The following is a 22,419-nucleotide window of genomic DNA, read 5'->3' as shown; positions in this document are numbered from 1 at the left end:
CCTGGAGCGTCGAGCCGGAGGCGCCGCCGCCGCGCGCACCGCCGCCAGGGGCGAAGCCGCCACCGCCACCGCCCGCGAAGCCGCCGCCACCGCCACCGACCCCGCCGCCACCGGCGCCGCCGAGGCCGCTCGGGGTGCTGTGGGGCACGTCGGGGGTGGTCGGGCGGACCGGCGGCACGTAGGCCGCGCCGGCGCCGACGTTCGTGGCGTGGGTCGTGTCGTAGCCGCGGCCCGTCGGGGAGCCGCCGGGGTAGCCGCCGCCGGGGTAGCCACCGGTCGAGCCGCTGCCGTCGGAGACCCAGCGGCCCGGCTCCCAGTGGCCGCCGCCGGTGCCGGGGCGGGGGGCGCCGGTGCCGGAGCCCGAACCCGAGCCGCCGGAGCCGGAGCCCGTGCCGGGGGGCGTGGTGCCGCCGCCGAGGTTCGGGGGACGGTTGACGACCTGGCCGCCCGGACCGGCGGGGTAGGTGTTGACCGGCTCGGGGTGGCCGCCGGCGCCCACGCCCACCATCGGCGGGCGGTCGATCACCGGGCCGGCGCCGTGACCGCCGCTGCCGCCCGAGGTGTTGGTGGTGCCGCCGGGACCGGTGTAGCGCTGGTCGGCGCGGCGGTCCATGTCCCGCAGCTGCTCCTCGGTCATGCCGAGGCCGCCCGCGCTGGGCCGCTGGTTCAGGCCGCCGCCGCCCCGGTTGGACGAGGTCATGGCGGTGATCGCCTGGAGGATCTGCTTGGCGGTCTGGGCGATCTGCGAGACCGACTTGATCAGGTCGATCAGCTTCTTGAGCGAGTTGCCGAGCTTCTGGAGGAAGTCCGCGAGCTTCTTGGCGTAGTTGCACGCCATCTGCACGATGTCCGAGATCGCCGCCGCGATGGCCGCGCCGAAGGTCAGGAACGAGGCCGCCAGCCACTGGACGATCTTCATGACCATGTCGGACACGGCCTTGCCGATCAGGTCCATGATGGTCTTGCGGACGGTCGCGACCAGCTCGCCCGCGCCCTTGGCGGCCTGCGAGATGCCCTGGGTCGCCTTGGCCAGGGTCTCCAGGCCGGAGGTGTGCTTCTGGCTGGCCGCGCGGTAGCCGTCGGCCGACCGGCCCGTCCAGTTCCGCGTCTCCTCGACGGAGGTCCGGCGGTAGTCCGCGACGATGCCCTCGATCTGCTTGGACGCCGACAGCCAGCTGTCGGACATCCGCTGGATCGCCTGCGGGCTGCCCAGCAGCGCGTCGAACGGCTCGCGCAGGAAGTCGACGTGCTGGATGGCCCAGCTGAACCCGGCGGACAGGAAGCCCGACAGCGGGTTGGCGGCCAGGCCGACGATGCCCATGGCGGTGTTGGCCATGCCGAGGCCGGCCTGCACCCAGTCGCCGCGCTCGACGGCCGCGACGGTGCCCTGCACGTCTTTGATCAGGTAGGACGGGTCACGACCCTGTGTGCTGGCCGGCGCGTTCATCCACGTGCCCTTCCGTTGAAGCCGAACGCGTTGTCGAGGTCGACGTTCTCGTAGAGGTCGGCGACCTCGCGGAGGCCCTGGCACATGTCGGCGACGGTCTCCGTGGCCTGGCCGAGGATGTCCTGGGAGTTGCCGGCCGCCTTGAGCAGGAACTCGGCCAGGAACGAACCGAACACCCCGAAGGCGTCGGTCGACAGCGACGGGTCGGCGGTCTGCGTGGCGGCGAGCATCCGCTGGGTCAGCTGGTCGACCGTGCCGGCGTGCGTCCGGATCTGCTCCGGACTCACGTTGAACGATTCGGATCTGGTCATGATGTCCCCCTGGTCAGGCCATGACATCGGGCGGGTTGGTGAAGTAGTCGTCGTCGGGCCTGGTGTCCCGACGCCGGATCTCGGGGACCGGTTCCACCTCGTCGGTGCCGTCACCCGAATAGCCGTTCGGCATCTTCGCCTTCACGAAGTCCAGCGCGGGGCCGTCGCCGAAGGACTCCGACATGATCTGGACGACCTGGCCGGCCGCGGCGCGCTGCGCCTGGGCGACGGCGGTCATGATGGCGCCGGAGACGCGCTCCGGGTCCTCACCGCGCAACTGCGGGCGCAGGACCAGGTCGGTCAACGCCCCGGAGGCGTTCACCGACACGGTGATCAGCCCGTCGGGTGACGTCGCGCTGCCGCCGACGCCGCCGAGCTGCGTCTCGACCGCGGCCGCGTTCCGCTTGGCCTGCTCGATCTTCTCTCCGTACTGCGCGAGCCACTGGTCCGGCTCCATGTTCACCCCTCACGACAACGGGGCGCGACCCCGATGCCCCTTCGACCCGTCGCCAGTCGATTCGGTTCCCGGCCCCGTATCGTTTCACCGAAACGTGATTTCCGGTCAAGCCCGGCCCGGATGCCGCCGTTCGGCCCCACGTCCGGGCGCTTTGCTTGCCGTCGCGTTGGGTTTTCGCAACACTTCGTCGGGTGAGTCCGGTGCGACGCGGCTCCGGCCGGCCCCTCCACAACCGGATCGGGGTGCTCAGGGTCGAACGGGGCATGACGCGGGCGGGGTTGGCGGAGGCGGTGGAGGTCAACCCCCAGACGATCGGCGCGCTGGAGCGGGGGGACCACTACCCCAGCCTCGACCTGGCGATGCGGATCTGCGAGGTCTTCGGGCTGCCCGTGGAGGCGGTGTTCGGCCGCACCCCGTTCGAGCCGCTGTCCACGCAGGTCTACCGCTAGCACGACAGGAGGGAAGGCACCGTGCCACAGGGGGTGCTGGAGATCGACCGGGTCTCCAAGCGCTACGGGGAGGTCGTGGCGCTGGCCGACATGACCTTCGACGTGCGGGCGGGCGAGCTGTTCGGCTTCGTCGGCAGCAACGGGGCCGGCAAGACCACCACCATGCGCATCGCGCTGGGCGTGCTGGCCGCCGACTCGGGCGAGGTCCGCTGGAACGGCGAGCCGATCACGTTCGAGACGCGCCGGCGCATCGGCTACATGCCCGAGGAGCGCGGCCTCTACCCCCGGATGAAGGTGCTCGACCAGCTGGTCTACCTGGCCGAGCTGCACGGCCTGCCCACCAACGCCGCGCACCGCTCCGCCGAGGACTGGATCGGCAGGCTGGGCCTGCGCGACCGCCGCGGCGACGAGGTGCAGAAGCTCAGCCTGGGCAACCAGCAGCGGGTGCAGCTGGCGGCCGCGCTGGTGCACGAGCCTGATGTGCTGGTGCTCGACGAGCCGTTCTCCGGCCTCGACCCGGTGGCCGTGGACGTGATGAGCCAGGTGCTGCGCGAGAAGGCCGCCACCGGGGTGCCCGTGGTGTTCTCCAGCCACCAGCTGGACCTGGTGGAGCGCCTCTGCGACCGGGTCGGCATCGTGCGCGGCGGCACGCTGGTGGCCTGCGGCGCGGTGGACGAGCTGCGCGCCGGCGGCACGTCCAGGCTGGTCGTGGACGCGCCGCGGGCGCCGTCGGGGTGGGCCGACGCGGTGCCGGGCGTGCGCGCCGCCACCACGTCCGAGGGCCGCACCCTGGTGGAGCTGGAACCGGGCGCGGACGACCAGCCGGTGCTGCGCGCCGCCCTGGCGACCGGGCCGGTGCACGAGTTCTCCCGGCAGCGGCCGTCGCTGGCCGAGCTGTTCCGCAGCGCGGTGGCGCGGGAGGCCGCGGCGTGAGCGGCCTGACCACGGGCCGGGCGGTGTTCCTGGTGGCGCGCCGCGAGTTCACCAGCCGGGTGCGCACCAAGGCGTTCGTGTGGGGCACCGTGGCGATCCTGGCCGTGCTGGCGGGGTACGTGCTGCTCCAGGCGGTGCTGTTCGACGACGCGGGCCGCGACCGGGTGGCGCTGAACGGCCAGGCCACCGTGCTGGCCGAGCCGCTGGCGCGGACCGCCGCGTCGTTCGGCCGCGAGCTGGAGCTCGTCGACGTGGCCGACCCGGTCGACGGCGAGGCACGGGTGCGGTCCGGCGACCTCGACGCCCTGGTCACCGGCGCCCCGGACGCCCTGCGCGTGGTGGTCCGGGAGTCGCTGGGCGAGCAGCTGCGCAGCTCCATCGACCTGATCGTGAAGCAGCAGGTGCTCAACGCGCAGCTGGCCGAGGCGGGCCTGGACCCGGCCGACGTGGCGCGGAACGTGGAGCGGGCCGGCGTGGACGTGGTGGTCCTGGAGCGGCCGGACGAGCAGTCGGGCCGGCGCCTGGCGATCGGCCTGGTGGTCGCCGCGCTGCTGTACTACTCGCTGCTGGTGTACGGGACGATGGTCGCCCAGGGCGTGGTGGAGGAGAAGTCCAGCCGGGTGGTGGAGATCCTGCTGGCGACGCTGCGGCCGTGGCAGCTGCTGCTGGGCAAGGTCGTCGGGCTGGGCGCGGTCGGGCTGCTCCAGCTGGTGCTGATCGGCGGTGGCGGCCTGGCGCTGGCCGGCGCGGCGGGCGTGGTGGACGTGGTGGGGTTGGCCGGCGGGGCCCTGGCCACCGGGCTGCTGTGGTACCTGCTCGGGTTCTTCCTCTACGCCACGGTGTTCGCCGCGGCCGCGTCGCTGGTGTCCCGGCAGGAGGAGCTCCAGTCGGTGCTCACGCCGATCAGCACGGCGATCGTGGTGGCGTTCGTGGTGGGCATCAACCTGATGATCAGCGATCCGACCGGGTCGGCGGTGACCGTGCTGTCGCTGCTGCCGCCGTTCGCGCCGATCCTGATGCCGGGGCGGATGGCGATGGGGGTCGCGCCGACGTGGCAGGTGCTGCTGGCGGTGGCGCTGGCGCTGGCGGCGGTCGCCGCGATCACGTGGCTGGGCGGGAAGGTGTACGCGAACGCGGTGCTGCGGACGGGCGCGCGGGTGCGGCTGCGGGACGTGCTGCGCTAGGGGTGCCGCGCCGGGGGTGCCGCGCCGGGGGTGCCGCGCCGGGGGTGCTGCGCGGGGGTGCCGTCCTGGTGGGACGGAGGCCGGACGCGGAAACGGCCCGCACCCTTCGCGGGTGCGGGCCGTTTACTCCACAGGGGACGTCAGCGCTGGTCGAGCGGCACGAAGTCGCGCTCCGCCGCACCGGTGTAGACCTGGCGCGGGCGGCCGATCTTGGTGGCCGGGTCGTTGATCATCTCGCGCCAGTGCGCGATCCAGCCCGGCAGGCGGCCCAGGGCGAACAGCACCGTGAAGAACTTCGTCGGGAAGCCCATCGCGCGGTAGATGAGGCCCGTGTAGAAGTCCACGTTCGGGTACAGCTTGCGCTCGACGAAGTAGTCGTCCGCGAGGGCGGTCTCCTCCAGCGCCTTCGCGATGTCGAGCAGCTCGTCGGACGCGCCGAGCTTGCCGAGGATCTCGTCGGCGGTCTTCTTGATGATCGCGGCGCGCGGGTCGTAGTTCTTGTAGACCCGGTGGCCGAAGCCCATCAGGCGGACGCCGTCCTCCTTGTTCTTCACCTTCTTCACGAACGCGGACACGTCGCCGCCCTCGTTGCGGATCTTCTCCAGCATGTCGAGCACCGCGCTGTTCGCGCCGCCGTGCAGCGGGCCGAACAGGGCGTTGATGCCCGCGGAGATGGAGGCGAACAGGTTGGCCTCGGACGAGCCGACCAGGCGCACGGTCGAGGTGGAGCAGTTCTGCTCGTGGTCGGCGTGCAGCACGAACAGCAGGTCGAGGGCGCGGACCAGGTCCGGGTCCACGTCGTAGGGCTCGGCGGGGAAGCCGAAGGTCATCCGGAGGAAGTTCTCCACCAGGCCCAGGGAGTTGTCCGGGTACAGGAACGGCTGGCCCACGGACTTCTTGTAGGCGTAGGCCGCGATGGTGGGCACCTTCGCCAGCAGGCGGATGGTGGAGATCTCGACCTGGTTGGCGTCGAACGGGCTGAGGCTGTCCTGGTAGAAGGTCGACAGCGCGGAGACCGCCGAGGACAGCACGGGCATCGGGTGCGCGTCGCGCGGGAAGCCGTCGAAGAAGCGCTTCAGGTCCTCGTGCAGCAGGGTGTGCCTGCTGATCTTGGAGGAGAACTCCTCCAGCTGGGCCTGGGTCGGGAGCTCGCCGTAGATGAGCAGGTAGCTGACCTCGTTGAAGTTCGACTTCGCGGCCAGCTGCTCGATCGGGTAGCCGCGGTAGCGCAGGATGCCGGCGTCACCGTCGATGTAGGTGATCTCCGAGGAGCAGGACGCGGTGTTGACGAAACCGCTGTCCAGCGTGACCAGGCCGGTCGTGGCCAGCAGCTTGCCGAGGTCGATGCCGGGGGCACCCTCGGTGGCCGGCACCACCTTCATCTCGTGCTCTCCGCCCGGATGGCGCAGCGCGACGGTACGGGTGTCGTTCGGCGCAGTCGTCGCGTCGGGCATGCAGAGTCCCTCTCACGCTCGGGCGGGGTGGCTCGTGCGGGTCTCGCACGCGGGGCCCGGACGCGGGAACGCCCCTGCACCGCAGCACCACCCCGTTGGGGTCCTGTCAGTTCTCCGCACGCCAGCCGGCGGGCTACCCGCTCCTCAGCCGCGGCGTGAACCGGTTCCGGGAGGTGGGATCGGCATCACAGCGGAGGTGCGCGAATGCCTAGCGTGCAATCACCACCGTAACCCTTCGGACCTGTCCCTCCACGTCGAGCGGGGTGAGAGCTAGGTCATCCCAGCTCTGCCCGGAACGGCGGTTCCGCGCCCGCGCGGGAGCACGTGATCGCCGCCGCCGCGCCCGCGTGGGCCAGCGCCGCGCGCCAGCGCCCGTCGTCCAGACCTCGGACGGCCTCGGTGGACAGCGCGTCGTGGTGGTGCAGCCACGCCAGCAGCGCGCCCTGCACGGTGTCGCCCGCCCCGATCGTGTCGACCACGTCCACGGGCGTGGGTGGGACGTGGATCACGTCGCCGGACGCGGTCAGCACGGCCAGGCCGCCGCTCCCCCGGGTCAGCACCACCGCGGCGGGCCCGTGCCAGCCGCGGACGACCTCCAGCACCTCGCCCTCGGGCGCGTCGGCGGGCAGGTCGGCCAGCCAGCGGGCGTCCTCGACGGACACCTTGAGCAGCCCCACGTGCGGCAGCCACGAGGCGTAGCGGGCGCGGTAGGCGACCGGGTCGTCGATCAGGCCGGCCCTGATGTTGGGGTCCAGCACGGTCAGCGCGCCGCGGTCCGCCTCGCGCCGCAGCACCCGCTCGTAGGCGCTCGCGCCCGGCTCCAGGACCAGCGACAGCGTGCCGAACGAGACCGCGCGCACGTCGTCGGGCAGCGGCCCGGGGTCGGCGACCAGCCGGTCGGCGGTGCCCTCGACGTAGAACGAGTAGCGGGCCGACCCGTCGTCGGCGAGCCCGACCACGGCCAACGTGGTCGGCTCCGGACCGCGCTGGACCAGGTCGGTGCGCACGCCGGAGGCGTGCAGGCGCTCGACCAGCCGGTCCCCGAACAGGTCGGCCGAGACGCGGGACAGGAAGCCCACCGGGGCCTCCAGCCGCCCCGCGGCCACCGCGACGTTGTACGGGCCGCCGCCCAGCCGCGGCGCGAGGTCACCCCCCGGCGTGGGCACGAGGTCGACCAGGGCCTCTCCGGCGACGACGATCACGACTGGCTCCGTTCTCTCCGCAAACCGTCCAGCAGCAGTTCACCCAGGGCGGTGAACGCCTCGGCGTCGGACACGCCCGCGCGCCGGGTCAGCACACCCGTCTGGATGCCCTCGATCAGCAGGCCCGCCATCTCGGCGACCAGGGTGGCGTGCACCTCCCGGAACACGCCCTCGCGCACGCCCTCCTGGATGAACTCGCGAATCCGCTCGGCCGCGGCGCGGGCGTTGCGCTCGTAGGTCGAGCGGGTGGGCGCGAACGCCGCCACGTCCGCGATGAACCGGGCCGACGCGCGCCGCAGCTCCTCGGCGGCGCCCGCCAGGTACGTGCCGACGCGGGCGCGCACGTCCTCGACGCCGGCGATCCGCCGCTCGATCCGCTCGGCCGCGCCCTTGAAGTACCGGCCGACCACGCGGACGGCCAGCTGCTCCTTGCTGGCGGCCAGCGCGTAGAGGGTCGACTTGGAGCAGTGCAGGCGCGCCGCGAGGTCGTCCAGGGTGAAGTGCGCGAAACCCTCGGCGAGCACCAGCGCTTCGAGCCGCCCGAGCAGTTCCACCTGACGGGGCGTCAGCGGTCCGCGCGCGATCGGGGTCATGGTCGGGACTCTGTCACACTCCCGCTCGACAGTACTGTGGTACGTCCTGGAGTACTGTCGAGAGTACTGCGGTTCACCGGACGGGGTGAGCCGTCCCACGGAGGTCGACGATGCCCGCCGAACGCCTGCTGCCCACCACCGAGGCCGAGGACCTGCTCGGCCTCGTCCGCGAGATCGCCCGCGAGGAGCTGGCGCCCCACGCGGCCGAGCACGAGGAGCACGAGCGGTTCCCGCGCGAGAAGTTCCGGCTGCTCGGCCGGAGCGGACTGCTGGGCCTGCCCTACCCGGAGGAGTTGGGCGGCGGCGCGCTGCCGTACGAGGTGTACCTCCAGGCGCTGGAGGAGGTCGCCTCGGCCTGGATGTCGGTCGGCGTCGGCCTGTCGGTGCACGTCATGTCCTGCTACGCGCTCGCGACGTTCGGCACGGACGAGCAGCGGGCCCGGTGGCTGCCCGACGCCCTGGCCGGCGACCTGCTGGGCGGGTACGCGCTGTCCGAGTCGCACGCCGGCTCGGACGCGGCGGCGCTGTCCACCCGGGCCGCGCGCGACGGCGGCGAGTACGTCGTGAACGGCACGAAGGCGTGGATCACGCACGCCGGCGTGGCCGACTTCTACACCCTGATGGCCCGCACCTCCGACGACGGCGGGCGCGGCATCAGCTGCTTCCTCGCGCCGGGGCGGGTCGAGGGCCTGACCGCCGCGCCGCCCGAGCGCAAGATGGGCCTGACCGGGTCGACCACGGCGCAGCTGAGCTTCGAGGACGTGCGGCTGGCGGCGGACCGGCTGGTCGGGGCCGAGGGCGACGGGCTGAAGATCGCGCTGTCCGCCCTGGACTCCGGCCGGCTCGGGATCGCCGCCTGCGCCGTGGGGTTGGCGCAGGCCGCGCTGGACGAGGCCGTGGCCTACGCGAAGACCCGCACGCAGTTCGGCCGGGCGATCATCGACTTCCAGGGCCTGGAGTTCCTGCTGGCCGACATGGCCGCCGCGGTGGACTCGGCGCGGGCGACCTACCTGGACGGCGCCCGCCGGCGGGACCGGGGGCTGCCGTTCCGGCGGCAGGCGGCGGTGGCGAAGCTGGTCTGCACGGACGCGGCGATGAAGGTGACGACGGACGCGGTGCAGGTGCTGGGCGGGGCGGGGTACACGCGCGACTTCCCGGTGGAGCGGTACATGCGGGAGGCGAAGGTGCTCCAGATCTTCGAGGGCACCAACCAGATCCAGCGGCTGGTGATCGGGCGCGAGCTGCGCCGCTGACCGCGCGGCCCAGCCCTAGTCCAGCGCGTCCCGCAGCCGCTTCCGGTTGATCGCCAGGGAGGCGGCCAGGGCCGCCGCCGTGGTCAGCCACAGCTCGGTCGACCCGAGGCTGCCCAGCAGGCCCAGCAGGAAGGTGAGGGCGAGGGCCAGCACCACCCACACGACCAACGTCAGCAGCAGAGCCCGAACCCACGCCATGTCGTCCCCCGGTCGGTCGTCCGTCCGTGCGCCCAGTCTGGCGGACGGACGGCCCGGGGCGACAGGGTCCGGTTCGGGATCGGCGCCGTTCGGGACCACGGGGGCGGAGCCCCCACGTGAGCGGCGGTCGCGTTGGGTGGTCGGTCACCGGTCCGGGCCGACCGGGTCGTACCGTGTGCCGCCGTGAGCGATGTGCGCCTGTTCTACATGGACGACTCGGGGGCGCAGACCTCCCAACTCGTCGTCTACGGCTGGGTGGAATTGTCGGTCTCCGACTGGCGTCCGGCCCTGCGCTCGTGGCTCGACTGGCGCAAAGCCCTCCACGCCTCCGCGGGGCTCCCGGCCAGCTACGAGCTGCACGCCACCAAGTTCGTCAACGGTCGGGGCAGACCGACGGGGACGGGCTGGGACCGCAGCAAGGCCAACCGATCGGCGGTGGTGGTCGACGCGTTGAGCGCGATCGCCGCCATGCCCGGCGTGCGCACCGGCGCCGTCTGCCGCGACACGACCGGAACCCGGTACGTCGACGCCAAGGCCGGCCTGTACGCGGACCTGGTCACCGAGATCGACGCACGCCTCGTCGCGACCGGGCACCACGGGTTCGTGGTCATGGACGGGGACGGCACCGATCCCTCCTACCGCCAGGCGCACCGCTCCCTCGAGCTCGCCACCCGCAACCTCGTGGAGGACCCGTTCTTCCAGGGCTCGCACCTCAGCCAGTGGGTGCAGGTGGCGGACCTGGTCGCCTACGCCGCCTACCAGTGCGTGCTGCGCGCTCCCGGGAAGGAGCTCATGTGGGACTGGTACCCGGAGCTGCTCGGCCGGGTCTGCGCCGTGGGCGGCAAACCGCAGGTGATGTGATCCGGTCGAGGTGGACCCGACGGGGAAAGCCCGGAAAAGAAGCTGGACCCGCTTCCCCACGGGAGTGGGACGGGTCCGCGGGCAAAGTTTAGCAAAGTGACCAGCCGCCGCAACAGCGGCTGGTCAACCCGACCCGGACACCACCCGGGAGCCGCTCAGGACTCCGCGTAGAACGGGTTCGCGACGACCTCTTCCCCGTCCTCGTACCGGTAGACCTCGCGCCCGGACACGAAGACCTTCAGCGCCCGGCTCATCACGTCCAGCGGGTCGCCCGACCAGATCACCACGTCACCGTCCAGGCCCGGCGCCAGCGACCCGACCCGGTCGTCCAGGCCCATGATCCGCGCCGGGTTCACCGTGATCGACTCCAGCGCCACCCGCCGGTCCAGGCCCTCCTTCACGGCGAGCGTCGCCTGGTGCACCAGGAAGTGGATGGGCACCACCGGGTGGTCGGTGGTGATGGCGATCTCGACCCCGGCCCGCGCCAGGATGCCCGGGTTGCGCAGCGACCGCTGCCGCACCTCGACCTTCGACCGCGAGGTGAACAGCGGCCCGATGACCACCGGCACGCCGCGCTCGGCCAGCAGGTCCGCGATCAGGTGACCCTCGGTCCCGTGGTTGACGATGAGCCGGTAGCCGAACTCGTCGGCCAGCCGCAGCGCGGTGGCGATGTCGTCCGCGCGGTGGCAGTGCTGGCACCACGGCAGCTCGCCCGACAGCACCTTCGCCAGCACCTCGGACGTGGGGTCGCGGTCGAACGGGCCGTCCGCCGCGTCGCGCCGGGCGACGTAGTCCTGCGCCTTGGTGAGCGCGTCCCGGATCACCGCCGCGACGCCCTGCCGGGTGGACGGCAGCTTCTTCTGGTCGCCGTAGACCCGCTTGGGGTTCTCGCCCAGCGCGCTCTTCACGCTCACCGGGTTGCGCAGCAGCATCTCGTCGGCCGTGCGGCCCCAGCACTTCACGGCGACCGTCTGACCACCGATGACGTTGCCCGACCCCGGTTTGACGACCACCGTGGTCACGCCGCCGGTCAGGGCGTCGGCGAAGCCCTGGTCGGCGGCGTTGATCGCGTCCAGCGCCCGCAGCCGCGCGCCGTTGGGGTCGGTCATCTCGTTGGTGTCCTGCCCGGCCCAGCCCTCGCCCTCCTCGTGCACGCCGAGGTGGCCGTGGGCCTCCACGAAGCCGGGCAGCACCCACCCGCCCGCCGCGTCGACGACCGGCACGCCGTCCGGGACCTCGACATCCGCGCCGACCGCGACGATCTTCCCGTCCCGCACCAGGACCGTGCCGCCCTCGATCGGCGGCCCGGCCACCGGCACGACGTACCCACCCGTGATAGCGACGTTCATAGTTAGCGAGGCTAACGACCTAGGACAGCGGGCGCAAACCCCAGCGGCCGGCCCACGACTCGCCGGGCTCCAGCCAGAGCAGGTCGACCCCGCTGTTGAGCGCGTCCGGCGGGCACGTCATGGGCTCGACGGCGACCGCGCGGCCCCGGCCGGGGAAGTTGTCCGGCGTGTAGACCTGCACCCACCCGAAGTCCGGGTCCGCCCACAGCTCGACCCCGCCGGCCGGGCCCTTCAGCACGTGCCGCACCAGGCCGTCCACCGGCTCGCAGCCGCCGAACGCGGTGTCCAGCTTCACCCCGTCGAGGAGGCGCGCCACCCGGAAGTCGTAGTCGCCCGACACGGGCACGGCCGGACCGTTGGGGATCATGGTCTCCGGGTCGACCGGCAGCACGGTGGTGGCGGCCAGCGACAGCGAGGTCTCGTCGGTCAGCGACGCGCCCGCCCTCGGGTACGGGTGGGTGCCGACGCCGAACGGGGTGCGCTTCTGGCCCACGTTCGTCACGCCGTGCGACACGGTCAGGCCGTTCTCGTCCAGCGCGTAGGTGATCGTGGTGCGCAGCGGCACGGGCCAGCCGAAGCCCGCGACCGGCGTCTCCAGCGACAGCAGCGACCCCGTGTGCTCGACGACGTGCCACAGCGCGTGGCGCACGAGCCCGTGGATGGCGTTGCCGCGCGCGGGCTCGCCGATCTCCAGCTGCTGCTCCTCGCCGTCGAGCACCCACTTCCCGCCCGCCGTGCGGTTGGGCCAGGGGACGAGCACCGCGCCGCAGCCCATGGGCGGCTCGTCTTCGTACGTCTCCGCGTACGGCACGTCGCCGACCTCGTAGGACTTGAGGTTGGCACCCTCGGGCGCGATGACGGCGCGGGACGCGCCGTGGGCGATTTCCAGCATGGATCAAGAGCGTATCCGGGTGGCGGGCGCGGGGCGTCACATCCCGGAACGCGAAACTCTTTCGGCGCAGGGGGGCGAAAGCGCTTTCCGCCATTCGGGCCCGTGGCAGCGGCCGGCAGACGGGGGGGCAGGAGGCGTCAGGCAGGGGCCCGGCAACCGGCGGCAGCGGGCGGGGCGGCCGGCGGACGGCGGCGGGCCGACGGACGGCGGCGGGCCGGCGGACGGAGCGCGGCGGACACCCCACAGAACGTGAACACCGCTCACTACGCGCCACCGCAGTGACCCCGGGTCCATCGGCCCACCATGCTTCGGCCCGACCGCTCACCCGACGAAGGAGTCGAGTTGCACAAGATCATCGGTGCCGCCGCCACGACGCTGCTGGCCGCGGGCCTCGCCCTGGGCACGGGCACCGCCTCCGCCGAGGTGGGCACCGCGTGCACGCAGGTGTGGCAGTACCAGGTCACCGCCTACGGCGACATGACCAACGCCGAGAGCGGCGGGTCGTTCGTCGGCTGGGCGATCCAGGCGGACGTCCTCAACGTCCGGATCAAGGGCAACCCGCGCTACTACGGCGCGAACGTCAACAACGGCAAGTGGGGCTGGGTCATGGCGAGCAAGCTCCAGTACACCGGCAACACCTGGTGCGCCTGACGCGGGTCCGGGCCGGGGGCGCGACGGCCCCCGGCCCGGGGCCGGGTCACTTGGCCAGCTTCTCCGCGTCGAGCTCGGTCCTGCCGTGCACCACGCGGTTGACGGCCCACAGCACGACGCCCGCAGCCAGCAGGTACAGCGCGATCCGGTAGTCGTCCCACGGCCGACCCGACAGCGGGCTGGCCAGGTACGCGCAGGTCACCGCGCCCAGCACCGGCGCCCACGTCGGCGCGCGGAAGTGCTTGTGGTCGGCCTTCTCCTTGCGCAGCACCAGCACCGCGACGTTGACGACGGTGAACACGACCAGCAGCAGCAGCGAGGTCGTGCCGCCGAGCTTGGCGATGTCGGTGGTGGACACCAGGATGATCGCGATGCCGCTGGTGAAGATGATCGAGATCCACGGCGTGCGGCGGCGCGGGTGCACGGCGCCGAAGGACTTCGGGATGATCCGCTCGTTCGCCATGCCGTAGACCAGGCGGCTCGCCATCAGCATGTTGATCAGCGCCGAGTTGATCACGGCGAACAGGCCGATCAGCGAGAACAGCCACAGCGGGAAGCCGGGCGCGCCGACCTCCACCACCCGCAGCAGGGCGGAGGACCCGGCCTTGGCCAGCTCGTCGGACGGGATGAGCAGCGACGAGGTGATGGCCACCAGCACGTAGATCACGGCCGCCACGACCATGCCCCACAGCATCGCGCGCGGGAAGATCCGCACCGGGTCGCGGCACTCCTCGGCCATGTTCACCGAGTCCTCGAAGCCGACCATCGCGAAGAACGCCAGCGCGGTCGCCGACGTGACCGCGACCAGCGCGCTCTGGCCGGGCGCCGGGTCGACCTGGGTGAGGCGGCTCGCGTCGCCGTCGCCGGAGAGCACCGCGAACAGGCCGATCGCGATGATGATGACCAGGCCGGACAGCTCGATGCAGGTCAGCACCACGTTGGCCTTGACCGACTCCGAGACGCCCCGGAAGTTGATCGCGGCCAGGCCGAGGATGAACAGGATCGCGACCAGCGTCGCCGACACCGCGAACGTGTCGGAGAAGAACTCGCGGATGACCGACTGGAGGTAGGTGCGCCCGAACGCGAGCGCGGCGGAGGAGGCGGAGGTGATGCCGGAGCTCATCACCGCGAACGCCACCATGAACGTGAGGAACTGGATCTTGAACGCGCGGTTGGTGTACAGCGCCGCGCCCGCCGCCCTCGGGTACTTGCCGACCAGTTCGAGGTAGCTGAACGCGGTGAGGAAGGCGACCGCGAACGCGATCAGGAACGGCAGCCACAGCGCGCCGCCGATCTTGCCCGCGACGTTGCCCGTGAGGGCGTAGATGCCGGTGCCGAGGATGTCACCGATCACGAAGAACAGCAGGAGCTTGGGGCCGATGGCCCGCTTCAGTTCCGGTTGCGCCGGGGCGCTCGTCGCTTCCGCCATGCCGGGTGAGTGTGCCGGATCACAGGGTGGCCGCACAGCTGAAAGGCCAATCTTGGGCAACTCTTGATGTTCGGCCGATCGACCGGCCGCGGAGGTCCGATCCGCCCCTCCGGAGCCGGCCCCCTGAGCCGAGGTCTCAGTGCTTCCCCGGTCCCGGGGCGGTCCCCAGGGGCTTCGCGACGAACCGGTAGCGCCCGATCGCCGGGATGGCCACCACCGCGAGGCCCGTGCCGACCACCACCAGCACCCCGCCCAGCGCGCTGGCCAGACCGGGCCCGATCAGCGCGCCGGTCGTCCCGTGCAGCAGGTCGGCCACGCGCGGCCCGCCGGCGACCACGACGATGAACACGCCCTGCATCCGGCCGCGCATCTCGTCGGTGGCCGCCGCCTGGAGGATGGAGCTGCGGAACACCATGCTGATCATGTCGGCCGCGCCGCCGAGGGCCAGGAACACCACGGCCAGCCACAGCGCGTTCGACAGGCCGAAGCCGACCATGGCCACGCCCCACACCACGATCGCGACCACCACGCCCACGCCGTGCCGGTGCACGCGCGAGGTCCAGCCGGACGTCAGCCCGCACAGCATCGCGCCCAGCGGGATCGCGGCGAACAGCCAGCCCAGGGCGAGGCCGCCGCCGGGCGGGTCGCCGAAGGTGTGCTCGGCCATCTCCGGGAACAGCGCCCGGGGCATCCCGAAGACCATGGCGATGATGTCGAGCAGGAAGCTGGCCAGCAGGATCTTCTGCACGGCCAGGTAGCGGAAGCCGTCGACCACGTCGCGCAGGCCGGCCCGCCGCGTGGTGCCGTCGAGCGGCGGCAGCGGCGGCAGCTTCCACACCGCCCAGATGGTCGCGGTCAGCGCCACCGCGTCCACGAGGTACAGCGTCGACAGCCCCACCACCGGCATGAACGCGCCGGCCAGCATGGGCCCGAACACGCCGCCGAACATCATCACCGTCGAGGACAGCGCGGTGGCCGCCGGGAGCTGCTCGGCGGGCACCAGCCGGGCCACGGACGCGGTGCGGGCGGGCGCGTTGGCGGCGAAGAAGACCTGCTGCAACCCGAGCAGCGCGATGACCAGCCACACCGAGTCGACCGCGAAGGCCGCCTGGAGCCACAGCAGCACCGAGGTCAGCGCGATGCCGGTGTTGGTGACGACCAGCAGCTTGCGGCGGTCCACCACGTCGGCGATCGCGCCGCCGTAGAGGCCGAACACCAGCAGCGGCACCAGCGCCACGCCCGCCGACACGCCGACCCAGCCCGACGACCCGGTCAGGTCGTAGACCTGCTTGGGCACGGCCACCGCGGTGAGCTGGCTGCCGACCGCGGTCACCACGGTCGTGAGCCACAGGCGCCGGAAGGCCACCACCTTCAGCGGGCGCGTGTCGATGGCGATGCGCCCCAGGACTTTCCGCACGGTCGTTAGCCTACGATAACTAACAAGTTCTCCACCGAGACGTCGCACACCCCGGGCCCGCCCCCCGATGGCGCGCGGCCGGACGTCGGGCGGGCGTCGCGGGACCCGCCCCGGCACGCCACGAGCCCCGCCGGTCGGGATCGGCGGGGCTCGTGGCACACCCGCCTCGCGGGTGCGGTGCTCAGGGGTCGGCGACGCCCGGGAACGATGCCCAGGGGACGACGCCTGGGGACGACGCTCAGGGAACGACGCCCTAGGAACGACGCCCTAGGAACGACGCTCAGGGTGCGACGCGCTGGAGCCCCCAGCCGTCGCGGCCGAGGCGGAAGCGCAGGCGGTCGTGCATGCGGTCGCGGCGGCCCTGCCAGAACTCGACCTCCTCGGGCCGGATGCGCCAGCCGCCCCAGTGCGGGGGCACCGGCACCCGGTCCGCGTCGGCGAACTGCCGCTCGACCTTGTGCAGCGCGCTCTCCAGCGTCGTGCGGCCGCTGACCACCCGGGACTGCGGCGAGGCCCACGCGCCGAGCTGGGAGCCGCGCGGGCGGCCGGCCCAGTAGCGGGCCGTCTCCTCCGCGCCGACCTTCTCCACGGTGCCCCGCACGTGCGCCTGCCGCTGCATGGCGAACCACGGGAACGTGGCGGAGGCGTAGCGGGTGGCCATCAGGTCGTGGCTCTTGGTGGAGGTGTAGTTGGTGAAGAACACCAGACCGCGCGCGTCGAGTCCCTTGGCCAGCACCGTGCGGGACGACGGCCTGCCCTCCGGGTCGGCGGTGGCGAGCACGAACGCGTTGGGCTCGGGCAGACCCGCGCCGGTCGCCTGGTCGAGCCACAGCTGGAGCTGCTCGTGCCAGCTGCCGGCGAGGTCGCTCTCGGTGAGCGAACCGTGCTCGTAAGACACGCGCATCGACGGCAACGCGATGTTCGTGGTCTTCGACATCCCGACCTCCCGGAGCGTGGTGCAACTAGTGCCCGCCAGGCACTTGTGGCACTTGGCGATCCCGCGACGGTACGGGTTCCCGGCTTGTCGCGGAACCGCCCGCACGGTGATGACCACCACCCGATCCGTCACTTTCGGTGTGATGCCCGACTCGGGATCGAGTTCGGGATCGAGTCAGACGATCATGCGATCCCGGGTGTTCGGCGAGGGCCCGGTCCAAAGCGCGTTCCACGGTTACGGCGTCGTTGCCGAGGGCCGTGGCGAGGCTGCCGCCCCGGGCCAGCGGCACCAGCGACCACCAGTCCCCGCAGACCACTTCCCGCAGGTCCTCGCCCCAGCACAACAGCTCCGAGCCCAGCACCCGGTGGCCCGCCATCCCCGCCGCGCCGCGGTCCACCGCGGGCACGCCGAGGCGAGATGTCTGTTTTATTACGGTCCCGTTTCTCCGGATGTCCAGCGTGGTGTCGAGCAACCCGGAGGACTCGCCGTGCCGGCCCAGCACGAGGATTTCCCTGGTGCGAAGTCGAGCGCCTTCCGTCAAGTCCGCGCGGAACACCGCCTCGTGCCGCGCCCGTGCCGTGACGACGGTGGGTTCGGGCAGGTGTTCCAGCGACGCGCCCTCGCCCAATTCCACCCGGACGAGTGACCGACTGCCGGTGCCCCGGTGACCCGGGAGGGCGAGCGTGGCGGCTACTCCCCGCAACACCAGCGCCGCCCCCGGCCCGACCCGGACGTCCAGTTCGAGGTCGTCGCCGCCCAGCGGCGCGGTGACCGAGCTGACCAGGTGGACCAGCGCGGTCTCGGCGCGACCGCAGTGCGGCACCAGCCGGAGCGGGGCCATGGACCTCAGCTCGCGCACCGACGTTCGCCCGTCCGGGTCACGCGCCACGACCAGGCGGGCCCGCGCCCTCACCGGTGCAACCCCTGTGACGCCCGACACGTCCCTCCACCGGGTGGGAATTCCACCCGCGAATCTCGGGGGAGATCGTGATGAGGAAATTCGTCGCAGCGGTCGCGGCCGGCGCCGCGCTGCTGAGCACCGGGGGAACCGCCGTCGCAACACCGGGCACCGGACAGCAGGTCACCGGACAGCGGGTCACCCAACAGCGAGCCGAGACCACCACCTGCCGCTCGGCCGACCTGGACGTCCGGTTCGGCCGCGTCAGCGGGACGGCGGGCACCACCTACCGCGAGGTCGTGCTGACCAACCGGGGCCCGGTCGCGTGCGTGCTGCGCGGGTTCCCCGGCGTGTCCTACGTGGACGCGGCGGGGAACCAGGTCGGCGCGGCGGCCGTGCGGGTCGGCGAGCGGGGACCGCTGCTCACCCTGCCGCACGGCGCGGCGGCCACCTCGGACGTCGGGTTCGCCGCGGTCGACAACTTCGACCCGGCCGACTGCCGCAAGACACCCGTGCGGGGCATCCGCGTCCACCCGCCGGACGAGACCGCGCCGCGGCACCTGCCGCTCGTGGACGCCTACGGCTGCGCGGGTGACGTCGGCGGGTTCGGCGCTCACCTGACCGTCGCGAGCGTGCGGAGCTGAGCGCGCACCCAGTCGGCCACCGCCGGGGCCTGCGGGGTCTCGACCAGCGACTGGCTGACCACGGGCAGCCCGCCCCGCACCCGGTGGGCGTCGGCCGCCATGACGTCGAGGTCGGCGCCCACCAGCGGGGCCAGGTCGGTCTTGTTGATCACCAGCAGGTCGGCGGTGGTGACGCCGGGGCCGCCCTTGCGGGGCACCTTGTCGCCGCCGGCCACGTCCACGACGAAGACCTGGCGGTCGACCAGGCCGCGGCTGAACACCGCGGTGAGGTTGTCGCCGCCGCTCTCGATGATGATCAGCTCCAGGTCCGGGAAGCGGTGCTCCAGCAGCTCGACCGCGTCGAGGTTGGCGGTGATGTCGTCGCGGATGGCGGTGTGCGGGCACGCGCCGGTCTGCACCGCCTCGATCCGCTCGGGGTCGAGCACGCCCGCCCGGCGCAGGAAGTCGGCGTCCTCGGTGGTGTAGATGTCGTTGGTCACCACGGCCAGCTCCAGCTCGCCGCCCAGGGCCCGGCACAGGGCGGCGGTCAGGGCGGTCTTGCCGCTGCCGACCGGGCCGCCGATGCCGAGGCGCACCGCCCGGCCGTGGTCGTGGGTGTCGTGGTCGTGGTGGTGCCCGTGGGGGTCGTGCCCGGCGTCGGTCGGGTCGAAGTTGACCGGGTGCACGTGGTCAGCTGACAAAGAGACGCACCTCTTCCCTGTGGTGGCGGTCGTGGGCCTCGGCCAGCAGGTCGAGGCCGGGCGAGGCGGGCGCGGGCAGGTCGACGGGCGCGGTGCCGGCGTGGTCGGCGGCGGCGCGGGCCACCGCGTCGATCTCGTCCGCCAGCCGGGCCAGGACCGCGTTGACGCCGAACGGGTCCAGCCCGAGCAGCCGGACCGCGCCGGTCGCCGGCCCGGTCACCGCGTGGTAGGCGACGGTCTGCGCGGCCTCGAACGGGTCGCCGACGAGCACGCCGACGACGATCGGGTGGTGCGGCCGGGGCGTGGCCCGCAGCAGCCCGGCCAGGGCGGGCGAGGGCCAGGCCCGGCGGGCGGCGCGGGCGGCGCGGCGCCCCTGCGCCCGCGAGGCGGCGCGCTGGGCGGGCGAGGGGGTGCGGGCGTCGAGCTCGGCGTCCAGTTCGGCGTAGCGGCCGGGCGCGTCCGCCGCCCGGGTCGCGGCGGCGGCGAACACCGCGCCCAGCGCGCCGGCCGTGCGCAGCCGGCCGAGCAGGAACGGGGCCAGCGTGCCCTCGTCGGTGACCAGCCGCCGCGCCACCGCCTCCTCCAGCCCGCCGGAGTGCGCGTGGCCGCCGCCGGGGAAGCGGGAGTCCGCGAGCATCAGCGCCACGAGGTTCATCAGAACAGGAAGTAGCGCTGGGCCATCGGCAGCTCGGCCACCGGCGCGGGCTCGATCAGCTCGCCGTCGACGCGCACCGCGAAGCTGTCCGGGTCGACCCGCACGTCCGGCAGCGCGTCGTTGAGCACCATGTCGGCCTTGGTCACCCCGCGCGTGTCCCGGACCGGCACCAGCGGCCGCGCGAGGCGCAGCAGGTCCGCCAGGTCCGCGTCGACGGCCTGCCGCGACACGAAGTGGACGCTGCCGCGCGCCGCCGAGTACGCGCCGAACATGGGCCGCGACAGCACGGGCTGCGGGGTCGGGATGGACGCGTTGGCGTCGCCCATCGCCGCGTGCGCGACGAACCCGCCCTTGAGCACCACCGACGGCCGCACGCCGAAGAACTTCGGCTCCCACAGCACCAGGTCGGCCAGCTTGCCGACCTCCACCGAGCCCACCTCGTGGTCGATGCCGTGCGCGATGGCCGGGTTGATCGTGTACTTGGCGACGTAGCGGCGGGCGCGCAGGTTGTCGGCCGGCTCGCCGCCGCCCGACCCGCCGCGCCGCAGCTTCATCACGTGCGCGGTCTGCCACGTCCGGATGATCACCTCGCCCACCCGGCCCATGGCCTGCGAGTCGGAGCTGATCATGGAGATCGCGCCCAGGTCGTGCAGCACGTCCTCGGCGGCGATCGTGGTCGGCCGGATGCGGCTCTCCGCGAACGCCAGGTCCTCGGGCACCGAGGGGTTGAGGTGGTGGCACACCATCAGCATGTCCAGGTGTTCCTCGATGGTGTTGACGGTGTGCGGGCGGGTCGGGTTGGTCGAGGACGGCAGCACGTTGGGCTCGGACACCACGCGGATGATGTCCGGCGCGTGCCCGCCGCCCGCGCCCTCCGAGTGGTAGGCGTTGATCGAGCGACCCGCGATGGCGGCCAGGGTGGACTCGACGAACCCGGCCTCGTTGAGCGTGTCGGTGTGGATGGCCACCTGCACGCCGGACTCGTCGGCCACGCGCAGGCACGCGTCGATCGCGGCGGGCGTGGTGCCCCAGTCCTCGTGCAGCTTGAACCCGCCCGCGCCGCCGGCCAGCTGCTCGCGCAGGGCCTCCTCGCGGACCGTGTTGCCCTTGCCCAGCAGCAGCACGTTGACCGGCAGGTGGTCCAGGGAGGCGAGCATCCGGCCGAGGTTCCACGCGCCGGGCGTGACCGTGGTGGCCTTGGTGCCCTCGGCCGGGCCGGTGCCGCCGCCGACGAGGGTGGTCAGGCCGGAGGCGACGGCGGTCTCGACGATCTGCGGGCAGACGAAGTGCACGTGGCAGTCGATGCCGCCCGCGGTGAGGATCTTGCCGTTGCCGGCCAGCACCTCGGTGCCGGGTCCGATGACCAGGGCCGGGTCGACGCCGTCCATGGTGTCGGGGTTGCCGGCCTTGCCGATGCCGACCACCCGCCCGTCGCGCACGCCCACGTCCGCCTTGACCACGCCCCAGTGGTCCAGCACGACCGCGCCGGTGATCACCAGGTCGGGCGTGCCCTCGGCGCGGGTGGCCACGCCCTGGCCCATGGACTCGCGGATCACCTTGCCGCCGCCGAAGACGACCTCGTCGCCGGCGCCCGCGCCCCGGCTGCGGTCCTCGGTGACCTCGATGAACAGCTCCGTGTCGGCCAGCCGGACGCGGTCGCCGACGGTGGGGCCGAGCAGTTCCGCGTAGCGCTCGCGGTCGATCCGGTGCGCCCCCGGCCCGGTCACCGGTCCAGCTCCCCGGCCCACTCGGGCCGCAGGCCCGGCACCCGCCGCGCCCCGGCGATCGGCACCAGCACGACCTCGCGCTCCACGCCCGGCTCGAACCGCACGGCCGTGCCCGCGGGGACGTCCAGCCGCTTGCCCCACGCGGCCTCCCGGTCGAACTCCAGGCCCGGGTTGGCCGCCGCGAAGTGGTAGTGCGACCCGACCTGCACCGGGCGGTCGGCGGCGTTGACCACGACCAGCGTCGTGCGCGGCCGGCCGGGGTTCAGCTCCACCGGCTCGTTCCCGGGGATCACCTCACCAGGGACCACGTCGGTTCCTCCTCACGCGATCGGGTGGTGCACGGTCACGAGCTTGGTGCCGTCCGGGAAGGTGGCCTCCACCTGCACGGACTCGATCATCTCGGGCACGCCCGGCAGCACCTGGCCGCGCGCGAGGACGTGCCGGCCGCTGTCCATCAGGTCGCTGACCGAGCGGCCGTCCCGCGCGCCCTCCAGCACGTGGTCGGTGATGAGCGCGACGGCCTCGGGGTAGTTCAGGACGACACCGCGCTCCAGCCGCTTGCGCGCGACGTCGGCCGCAACGTGGACCAGCAGCTTGTCGCGCTCGTGCGGCGTCAGGTGCATGGTCGGTGGTCTACCACGGCGAAACGCCGTTACCCCCGGCCGGAAACAAGGGCTTAACGATCCGCTTGCTCCCCGCTCCCGTTCTGAATCGGTTCCTTGATCGTGACCGACGCCACGCACGCCCGTGATTGCCGGCGCGTGCGCCGCGGAGGAAGGTGCTGTCAACCCCTGGACC

The 22,419-nt window shown here is 72.9% G+C and carries 25 protein-coding genes; 7 read left to right on the top strand and 18 right to left on the bottom strand.

Annotated elements, in window-relative coordinates:
- The 3 genes from ACFP3R_RS28810 to ACFP3R_RS28800 all read right to left on the bottom strand — a co-directional run.
- Positions 1–1,447 (bottom strand): WXG100 family type VII secretion target (locus tag ACFP3R_RS28810; RefSeq protein ID WP_380640355.1); only part of this gene is annotated, 1,447 nt, incomplete at its 3' end.
- Positions 1,444–1,758 carry a type VII secretion target gene (locus tag ACFP3R_RS28805; RefSeq protein WP_380640351.1) on the bottom strand — a complete coding sequence of 105 codons (315 nt, stop codon included), beginning with the start codon at positions 1,756–1,758 and terminating at the stop codon, positions 1,444–1,446. The genes ACFP3R_RS28805 and ACFP3R_RS28810, both read right to left, overlap by 4 nt.
- Before the next feature lie 13 nt (positions 1,759–1,771).
- The gene (locus tag ACFP3R_RS28800) at positions 1,772–2,215 is read right to left on the bottom strand and encodes a YbaB/EbfC family nucleoid-associated protein (RefSeq protein WP_380640349.1); all 444 of its coding nucleotides are present in this window, start codon (positions 2,213–2,215) and stop codon (positions 1,772–1,774) included.
- A 191-nt stretch (positions 2,216–2,406) separates the two neighbouring features.
- Here ACFP3R_RS28800 and ACFP3R_RS28795 point away from each other — a divergent pair, with 191 nt between their 5' ends.
- The 3 genes from ACFP3R_RS28795 to ACFP3R_RS28785 are packed head-to-tail and all read left to right on the top strand — an operon-like array spanning position 2,407 to position 4,781.
- Positions 2,407–2,664, top strand: coding sequence for a helix-turn-helix transcriptional regulator (locus ACFP3R_RS28795; protein ID WP_380640347.1), 258 nt, complete (start codon positions 2,407–2,409; stop codon positions 2,662–2,664).
- A gap of 21 nt (positions 2,665–2,685) precedes the next feature.
- A complete protein-coding gene (locus tag ACFP3R_RS28790) occupies positions 2,686–3,597 on the top strand; it encodes an ABC transporter ATP-binding protein (RefSeq protein WP_380640345.1) in 912 nt (303 codons plus the stop codon).
- A complete protein-coding gene (locus ACFP3R_RS28785; RefSeq protein ID WP_380640343.1) occupies positions 3,594–4,781 on the top strand; it encodes an ABC transporter permease in 1,188 nt (395 codons plus the stop codon). The genes ACFP3R_RS28790 and ACFP3R_RS28785 overlap by 4 nt, the downstream gene beginning before the upstream one ends.
- Before the next feature lie 140 nt (positions 4,782–4,921).
- Here the strand turns inward: ACFP3R_RS28785 and ACFP3R_RS28780 are convergent, their stop codons facing one another.
- The 3 genes from ACFP3R_RS28780 to ACFP3R_RS28770 all read right to left on the bottom strand — a co-directional run bounded on the left by ACFP3R_RS28780 (position 4,922) and on the right by ACFP3R_RS28770 (position 8,030).
- Positions 4,922–6,235 (bottom strand): citrate synthase, encoded by a 1,314-nt coding sequence (locus ACFP3R_RS28780; RefSeq protein WP_380640340.1) that lies wholly within the window; start codon positions 6,233–6,235, stop codon positions 4,922–4,924.
- Between the two features lie 275 nt (positions 6,236–6,510).
- Positions 6,511–7,437, bottom strand: a complete 927-nt coding sequence (locus ACFP3R_RS28775) for a carbohydrate kinase family protein (RefSeq protein ID WP_380640338.1) — start codon at positions 7,435–7,437, stop codon at positions 6,511–6,513.
- Positions 7,434–8,030 carry a TetR/AcrR family transcriptional regulator gene (locus ACFP3R_RS28770; protein ID WP_380640336.1) on the bottom strand — a complete coding sequence of 199 codons (597 nt, stop codon included), beginning with the start codon at positions 8,028–8,030 and terminating at the stop codon, positions 7,434–7,436. The genes ACFP3R_RS28775 and ACFP3R_RS28770 overlap by 4 nt, the downstream gene beginning before the upstream one ends.
- 110 nt (positions 8,031–8,140) lie before the next feature.
- Here ACFP3R_RS28770 and ACFP3R_RS28765 point away from each other — a divergent pair, with 110 nt between their 5' ends.
- Positions 8,141–9,283, top strand: a complete 1,143-nt coding sequence (locus ACFP3R_RS28765) for an acyl-CoA dehydrogenase family protein (RefSeq protein WP_380640334.1) — start codon at positions 8,141–8,143, stop codon at positions 9,281–9,283.
- A gap of 15 nt (positions 9,284–9,298) precedes the next feature.
- Here ACFP3R_RS28765 and ACFP3R_RS28760 read toward each other — a convergent pair whose 3' ends face one another.
- Positions 9,299–9,481, bottom strand: a complete 183-nt coding sequence (locus ACFP3R_RS28760) for a hypothetical protein (protein ID WP_380640332.1) — start codon at positions 9,479–9,481, stop codon at positions 9,299–9,301.
- Between the two features lie 183 nt (positions 9,482–9,664).
- Here ACFP3R_RS28760 and ACFP3R_RS28755 point away from each other — a divergent pair, with 183 nt between their 5' ends.
- Positions 9,665–10,342 carry a DUF3800 domain-containing protein gene (locus ACFP3R_RS28755; protein ID WP_380640329.1) on the top strand — a complete coding sequence of 226 codons (678 nt, stop codon included), beginning with the start codon at positions 9,665–9,667 and terminating at the stop codon, positions 10,340–10,342.
- 155 nt (positions 10,343–10,497) lie between these two features.
- Here ACFP3R_RS28755 and ACFP3R_RS28750 read toward each other — a convergent pair whose 3' ends face one another.
- Together ACFP3R_RS28750 and ACFP3R_RS28745 are read right to left on the bottom strand one after the other, a co-directional pair.
- Positions 10,498–11,691 carry an amidohydrolase gene (locus ACFP3R_RS28750; RefSeq protein WP_380640327.1) on the bottom strand — a complete coding sequence of 398 codons (1,194 nt, stop codon included), beginning with the start codon at positions 11,689–11,691 and terminating at the stop codon, positions 10,498–10,500.
- Between the two features lie 19 nt (positions 11,692–11,710).
- Positions 11,711–12,583, bottom strand: coding sequence for an aldose 1-epimerase family protein (locus ACFP3R_RS28745; protein ID WP_380640325.1), 873 nt, complete (start codon positions 12,581–12,583; stop codon positions 11,711–11,713).
- Between the two features lie 342 nt (positions 12,584–12,925).
- Between ACFP3R_RS28745 and ACFP3R_RS28740 the strand changes: the two genes are divergently transcribed.
- The gene (locus ACFP3R_RS28740; protein ID WP_380640323.1) at positions 12,926–13,234 is read left to right on the top strand and encodes a hypothetical protein; all 309 of its coding nucleotides are present in this window, start codon (positions 12,926–12,928) and stop codon (positions 13,232–13,234) included.
- Positions 13,235–13,280: 46 nt separating this feature from the next.
- Here ACFP3R_RS28740 and ACFP3R_RS28735 read toward each other — a convergent pair whose 3' ends face one another.
- From ACFP3R_RS28735 to ACFP3R_RS28720, 4 genes are all read right to left on the bottom strand, one after another.
- Positions 13,281–14,663, bottom strand: coding sequence for an APC family permease (locus ACFP3R_RS28735; protein WP_380640320.1), 1,383 nt, complete (start codon positions 14,661–14,663; stop codon positions 13,281–13,283).
- Between the two features lie 136 nt (positions 14,664–14,799).
- Positions 14,800–16,080 (bottom strand): MFS transporter, encoded by a 1,281-nt coding sequence (locus ACFP3R_RS28730; protein WP_380640317.1) that lies wholly within the window; start codon positions 16,078–16,080, stop codon positions 14,800–14,802.
- 280 nt (positions 16,081–16,360) lie between these two features.
- Positions 16,361–17,017: a pyridoxamine 5'-phosphate oxidase gene (gene pdxH / locus ACFP3R_RS28725; RefSeq protein ID WP_380640315.1), complete on the bottom strand. Its 657-nt coding sequence runs from the start codon at positions 17,015–17,017 to the stop codon at positions 16,361–16,363.
- Positions 17,018–17,042: 25 nt separating this feature from the next.
- Positions 17,043–17,876: an urease accessory protein UreD gene (locus tag ACFP3R_RS28720; RefSeq protein ID WP_380640313.1), complete on the bottom strand. Its 834-nt coding sequence runs from the start codon at positions 17,874–17,876 to the stop codon at positions 17,043–17,045.
- A 131-nt stretch (positions 17,877–18,007) separates the two neighbouring features.
- Here ACFP3R_RS28720 and ACFP3R_RS28715 point away from each other — a divergent pair, with 131 nt between their 5' ends.
- Positions 18,008–18,559, top strand: a complete 552-nt coding sequence (locus ACFP3R_RS28715; protein ID WP_380640311.1) for a DUF4232 domain-containing protein — start codon at positions 18,008–18,010, stop codon at positions 18,557–18,559.
- On the opposite strand, the gene ureG is transcribed toward ACFP3R_RS28715, so the two are convergent.
- The 5 genes from ureG to ACFP3R_RS28690 are packed head-to-tail and all read right to left on the bottom strand — an operon-like array spanning position 18,529 to position 22,244.
- Entirely contained in the window at positions 18,529–19,224 is a 696-nt protein-coding gene (gene ureG / locus ACFP3R_RS28710; RefSeq protein WP_380640362.1) for an urease accessory protein UreG, read from the bottom strand. The genes ACFP3R_RS28715 and ureG overlap by 31 nt on opposite strands.
- Positions 19,225–19,228: 4 nt before the next feature.
- Positions 19,229–19,894, bottom strand: a complete 666-nt coding sequence (locus ACFP3R_RS28705) for an urease accessory protein UreF (RefSeq protein WP_380640309.1) — start codon at positions 19,892–19,894, stop codon at positions 19,229–19,231.
- Positions 19,894–21,621: an urease subunit alpha gene (locus tag ACFP3R_RS28700; RefSeq protein WP_380640307.1), complete on the bottom strand. Its 1,728-nt coding sequence runs from the start codon at positions 21,619–21,621 to the stop codon at positions 19,894–19,896. Before ACFP3R_RS28700 ends, ACFP3R_RS28705 begins: the two co-directional genes overlap by 1 nt.
- A complete protein-coding gene (locus ACFP3R_RS28695; RefSeq protein ID WP_380640304.1) occupies positions 21,618–21,929 on the bottom strand; it encodes an urease subunit beta in 312 nt (103 codons plus the stop codon). The genes ACFP3R_RS28700 and ACFP3R_RS28695 overlap by 4 nt, the downstream gene beginning before the upstream one ends.
- A gap of 12 nt (positions 21,930–21,941) precedes the next feature.
- Positions 21,942–22,244: an urease subunit gamma gene (locus ACFP3R_RS28690; protein WP_380640302.1), complete on the bottom strand. Its 303-nt coding sequence runs from the start codon at positions 22,242–22,244 to the stop codon at positions 21,942–21,944.
- Positions 22,245–22,419: the final 175 nt, after the last annotated feature.

It is taken from the genome of Saccharothrix lopnurensis (assembly GCF_042658445.1).
Taxonomy (GTDB): domain Bacteria; phylum Actinomycetota; class Actinomycetes; order Mycobacteriales; family Pseudonocardiaceae; genus Actinosynnema; species Actinosynnema lopnurensis.
This window is presented reverse-complemented; position numbering and strand designations above follow the sequence as displayed.

What these genes read in the sequence shown, in the direction of transcription:
- ACFP3R_RS28805 (WP_380640351.1), bottom strand. Translation starts at nt 1,758, where the DNA reads ATGACCAGATCCGAATCGTTCAACGTGAGTCCGGAGCAGATCCGGACG.
- ACFP3R_RS28800 (WP_380640349.1), bottom strand. Translation starts at nt 2,215, where the DNA reads ATGGAGCCGGACCAGTGGCTCGCGCAGTACGGAGAGAAGATCGAGCAG.
- ACFP3R_RS28780 (WP_380640340.1), bottom strand. Translation starts at nt 6,235, where the DNA reads ATGCCCGACGCGACGACTGCGCCGAACGACACCCGTACCGTCGCGCTG.
- ACFP3R_RS28770 (WP_380640336.1), bottom strand. Translation starts at nt 8,030, where the DNA reads ATGACCCCGATCGCGCGCGGACCGCTGACGCCCCGTCAGGTGGAACTG.
- ACFP3R_RS28765 (WP_380640334.1), top strand. Translation starts at nt 8,141, where the DNA reads ATGCCCGCCGAACGCCTGCTGCCCACCACCGAGGCCGAGGACCTGCTC.
- ACFP3R_RS28760 (WP_380640332.1), bottom strand. Translation starts at nt 9,481, where the DNA reads ATGGCGTGGGTTCGGGCTCTGCTGCTGACGTTGGTCGTGTGGGTGGTG.
- ACFP3R_RS28750 (WP_380640327.1), bottom strand. Translation starts at nt 11,691, where the DNA reads ATGAACGTCGCTATCACGGGTGGGTACGTCGTGCCGGTGGCCGGGCCG.
- ACFP3R_RS28745 (WP_380640325.1), bottom strand. Translation starts at nt 12,583, where the DNA reads ATGCTGGAAATCGCCCACGGCGCGTCCCGCGCCGTCATCGCGCCCGAG.
- ACFP3R_RS28735 (WP_380640320.1), bottom strand. Translation starts at nt 14,663, where the DNA reads ATGGCGGAAGCGACGAGCGCCCCGGCGCAACCGGAACTGAAGCGGGCC.
- pdxH (WP_380640315.1), bottom strand. Translation starts at nt 17,017, where the DNA reads ATGTCGAAGACCACGAACATCGCGTTGCCGTCGATGCGCGTGTCTTAC.
- ACFP3R_RS28715 (WP_380640311.1), top strand. Translation starts at nt 18,008, where the DNA reads ATGAGGAAATTCGTCGCAGCGGTCGCGGCCGGCGCCGCGCTGCTGAGC.
- ACFP3R_RS28705 (WP_380640309.1), bottom strand. Translation starts at nt 19,894, where the DNA reads ATGAACCTCGTGGCGCTGATGCTCGCGGACTCCCGCTTCCCCGGCGGC.
- ACFP3R_RS28690 (WP_380640302.1), bottom strand. Translation starts at nt 22,244, where the DNA reads ATGCACCTGACGCCGCACGAGCGCGACAAGCTGCTGGTCCACGTTGCG.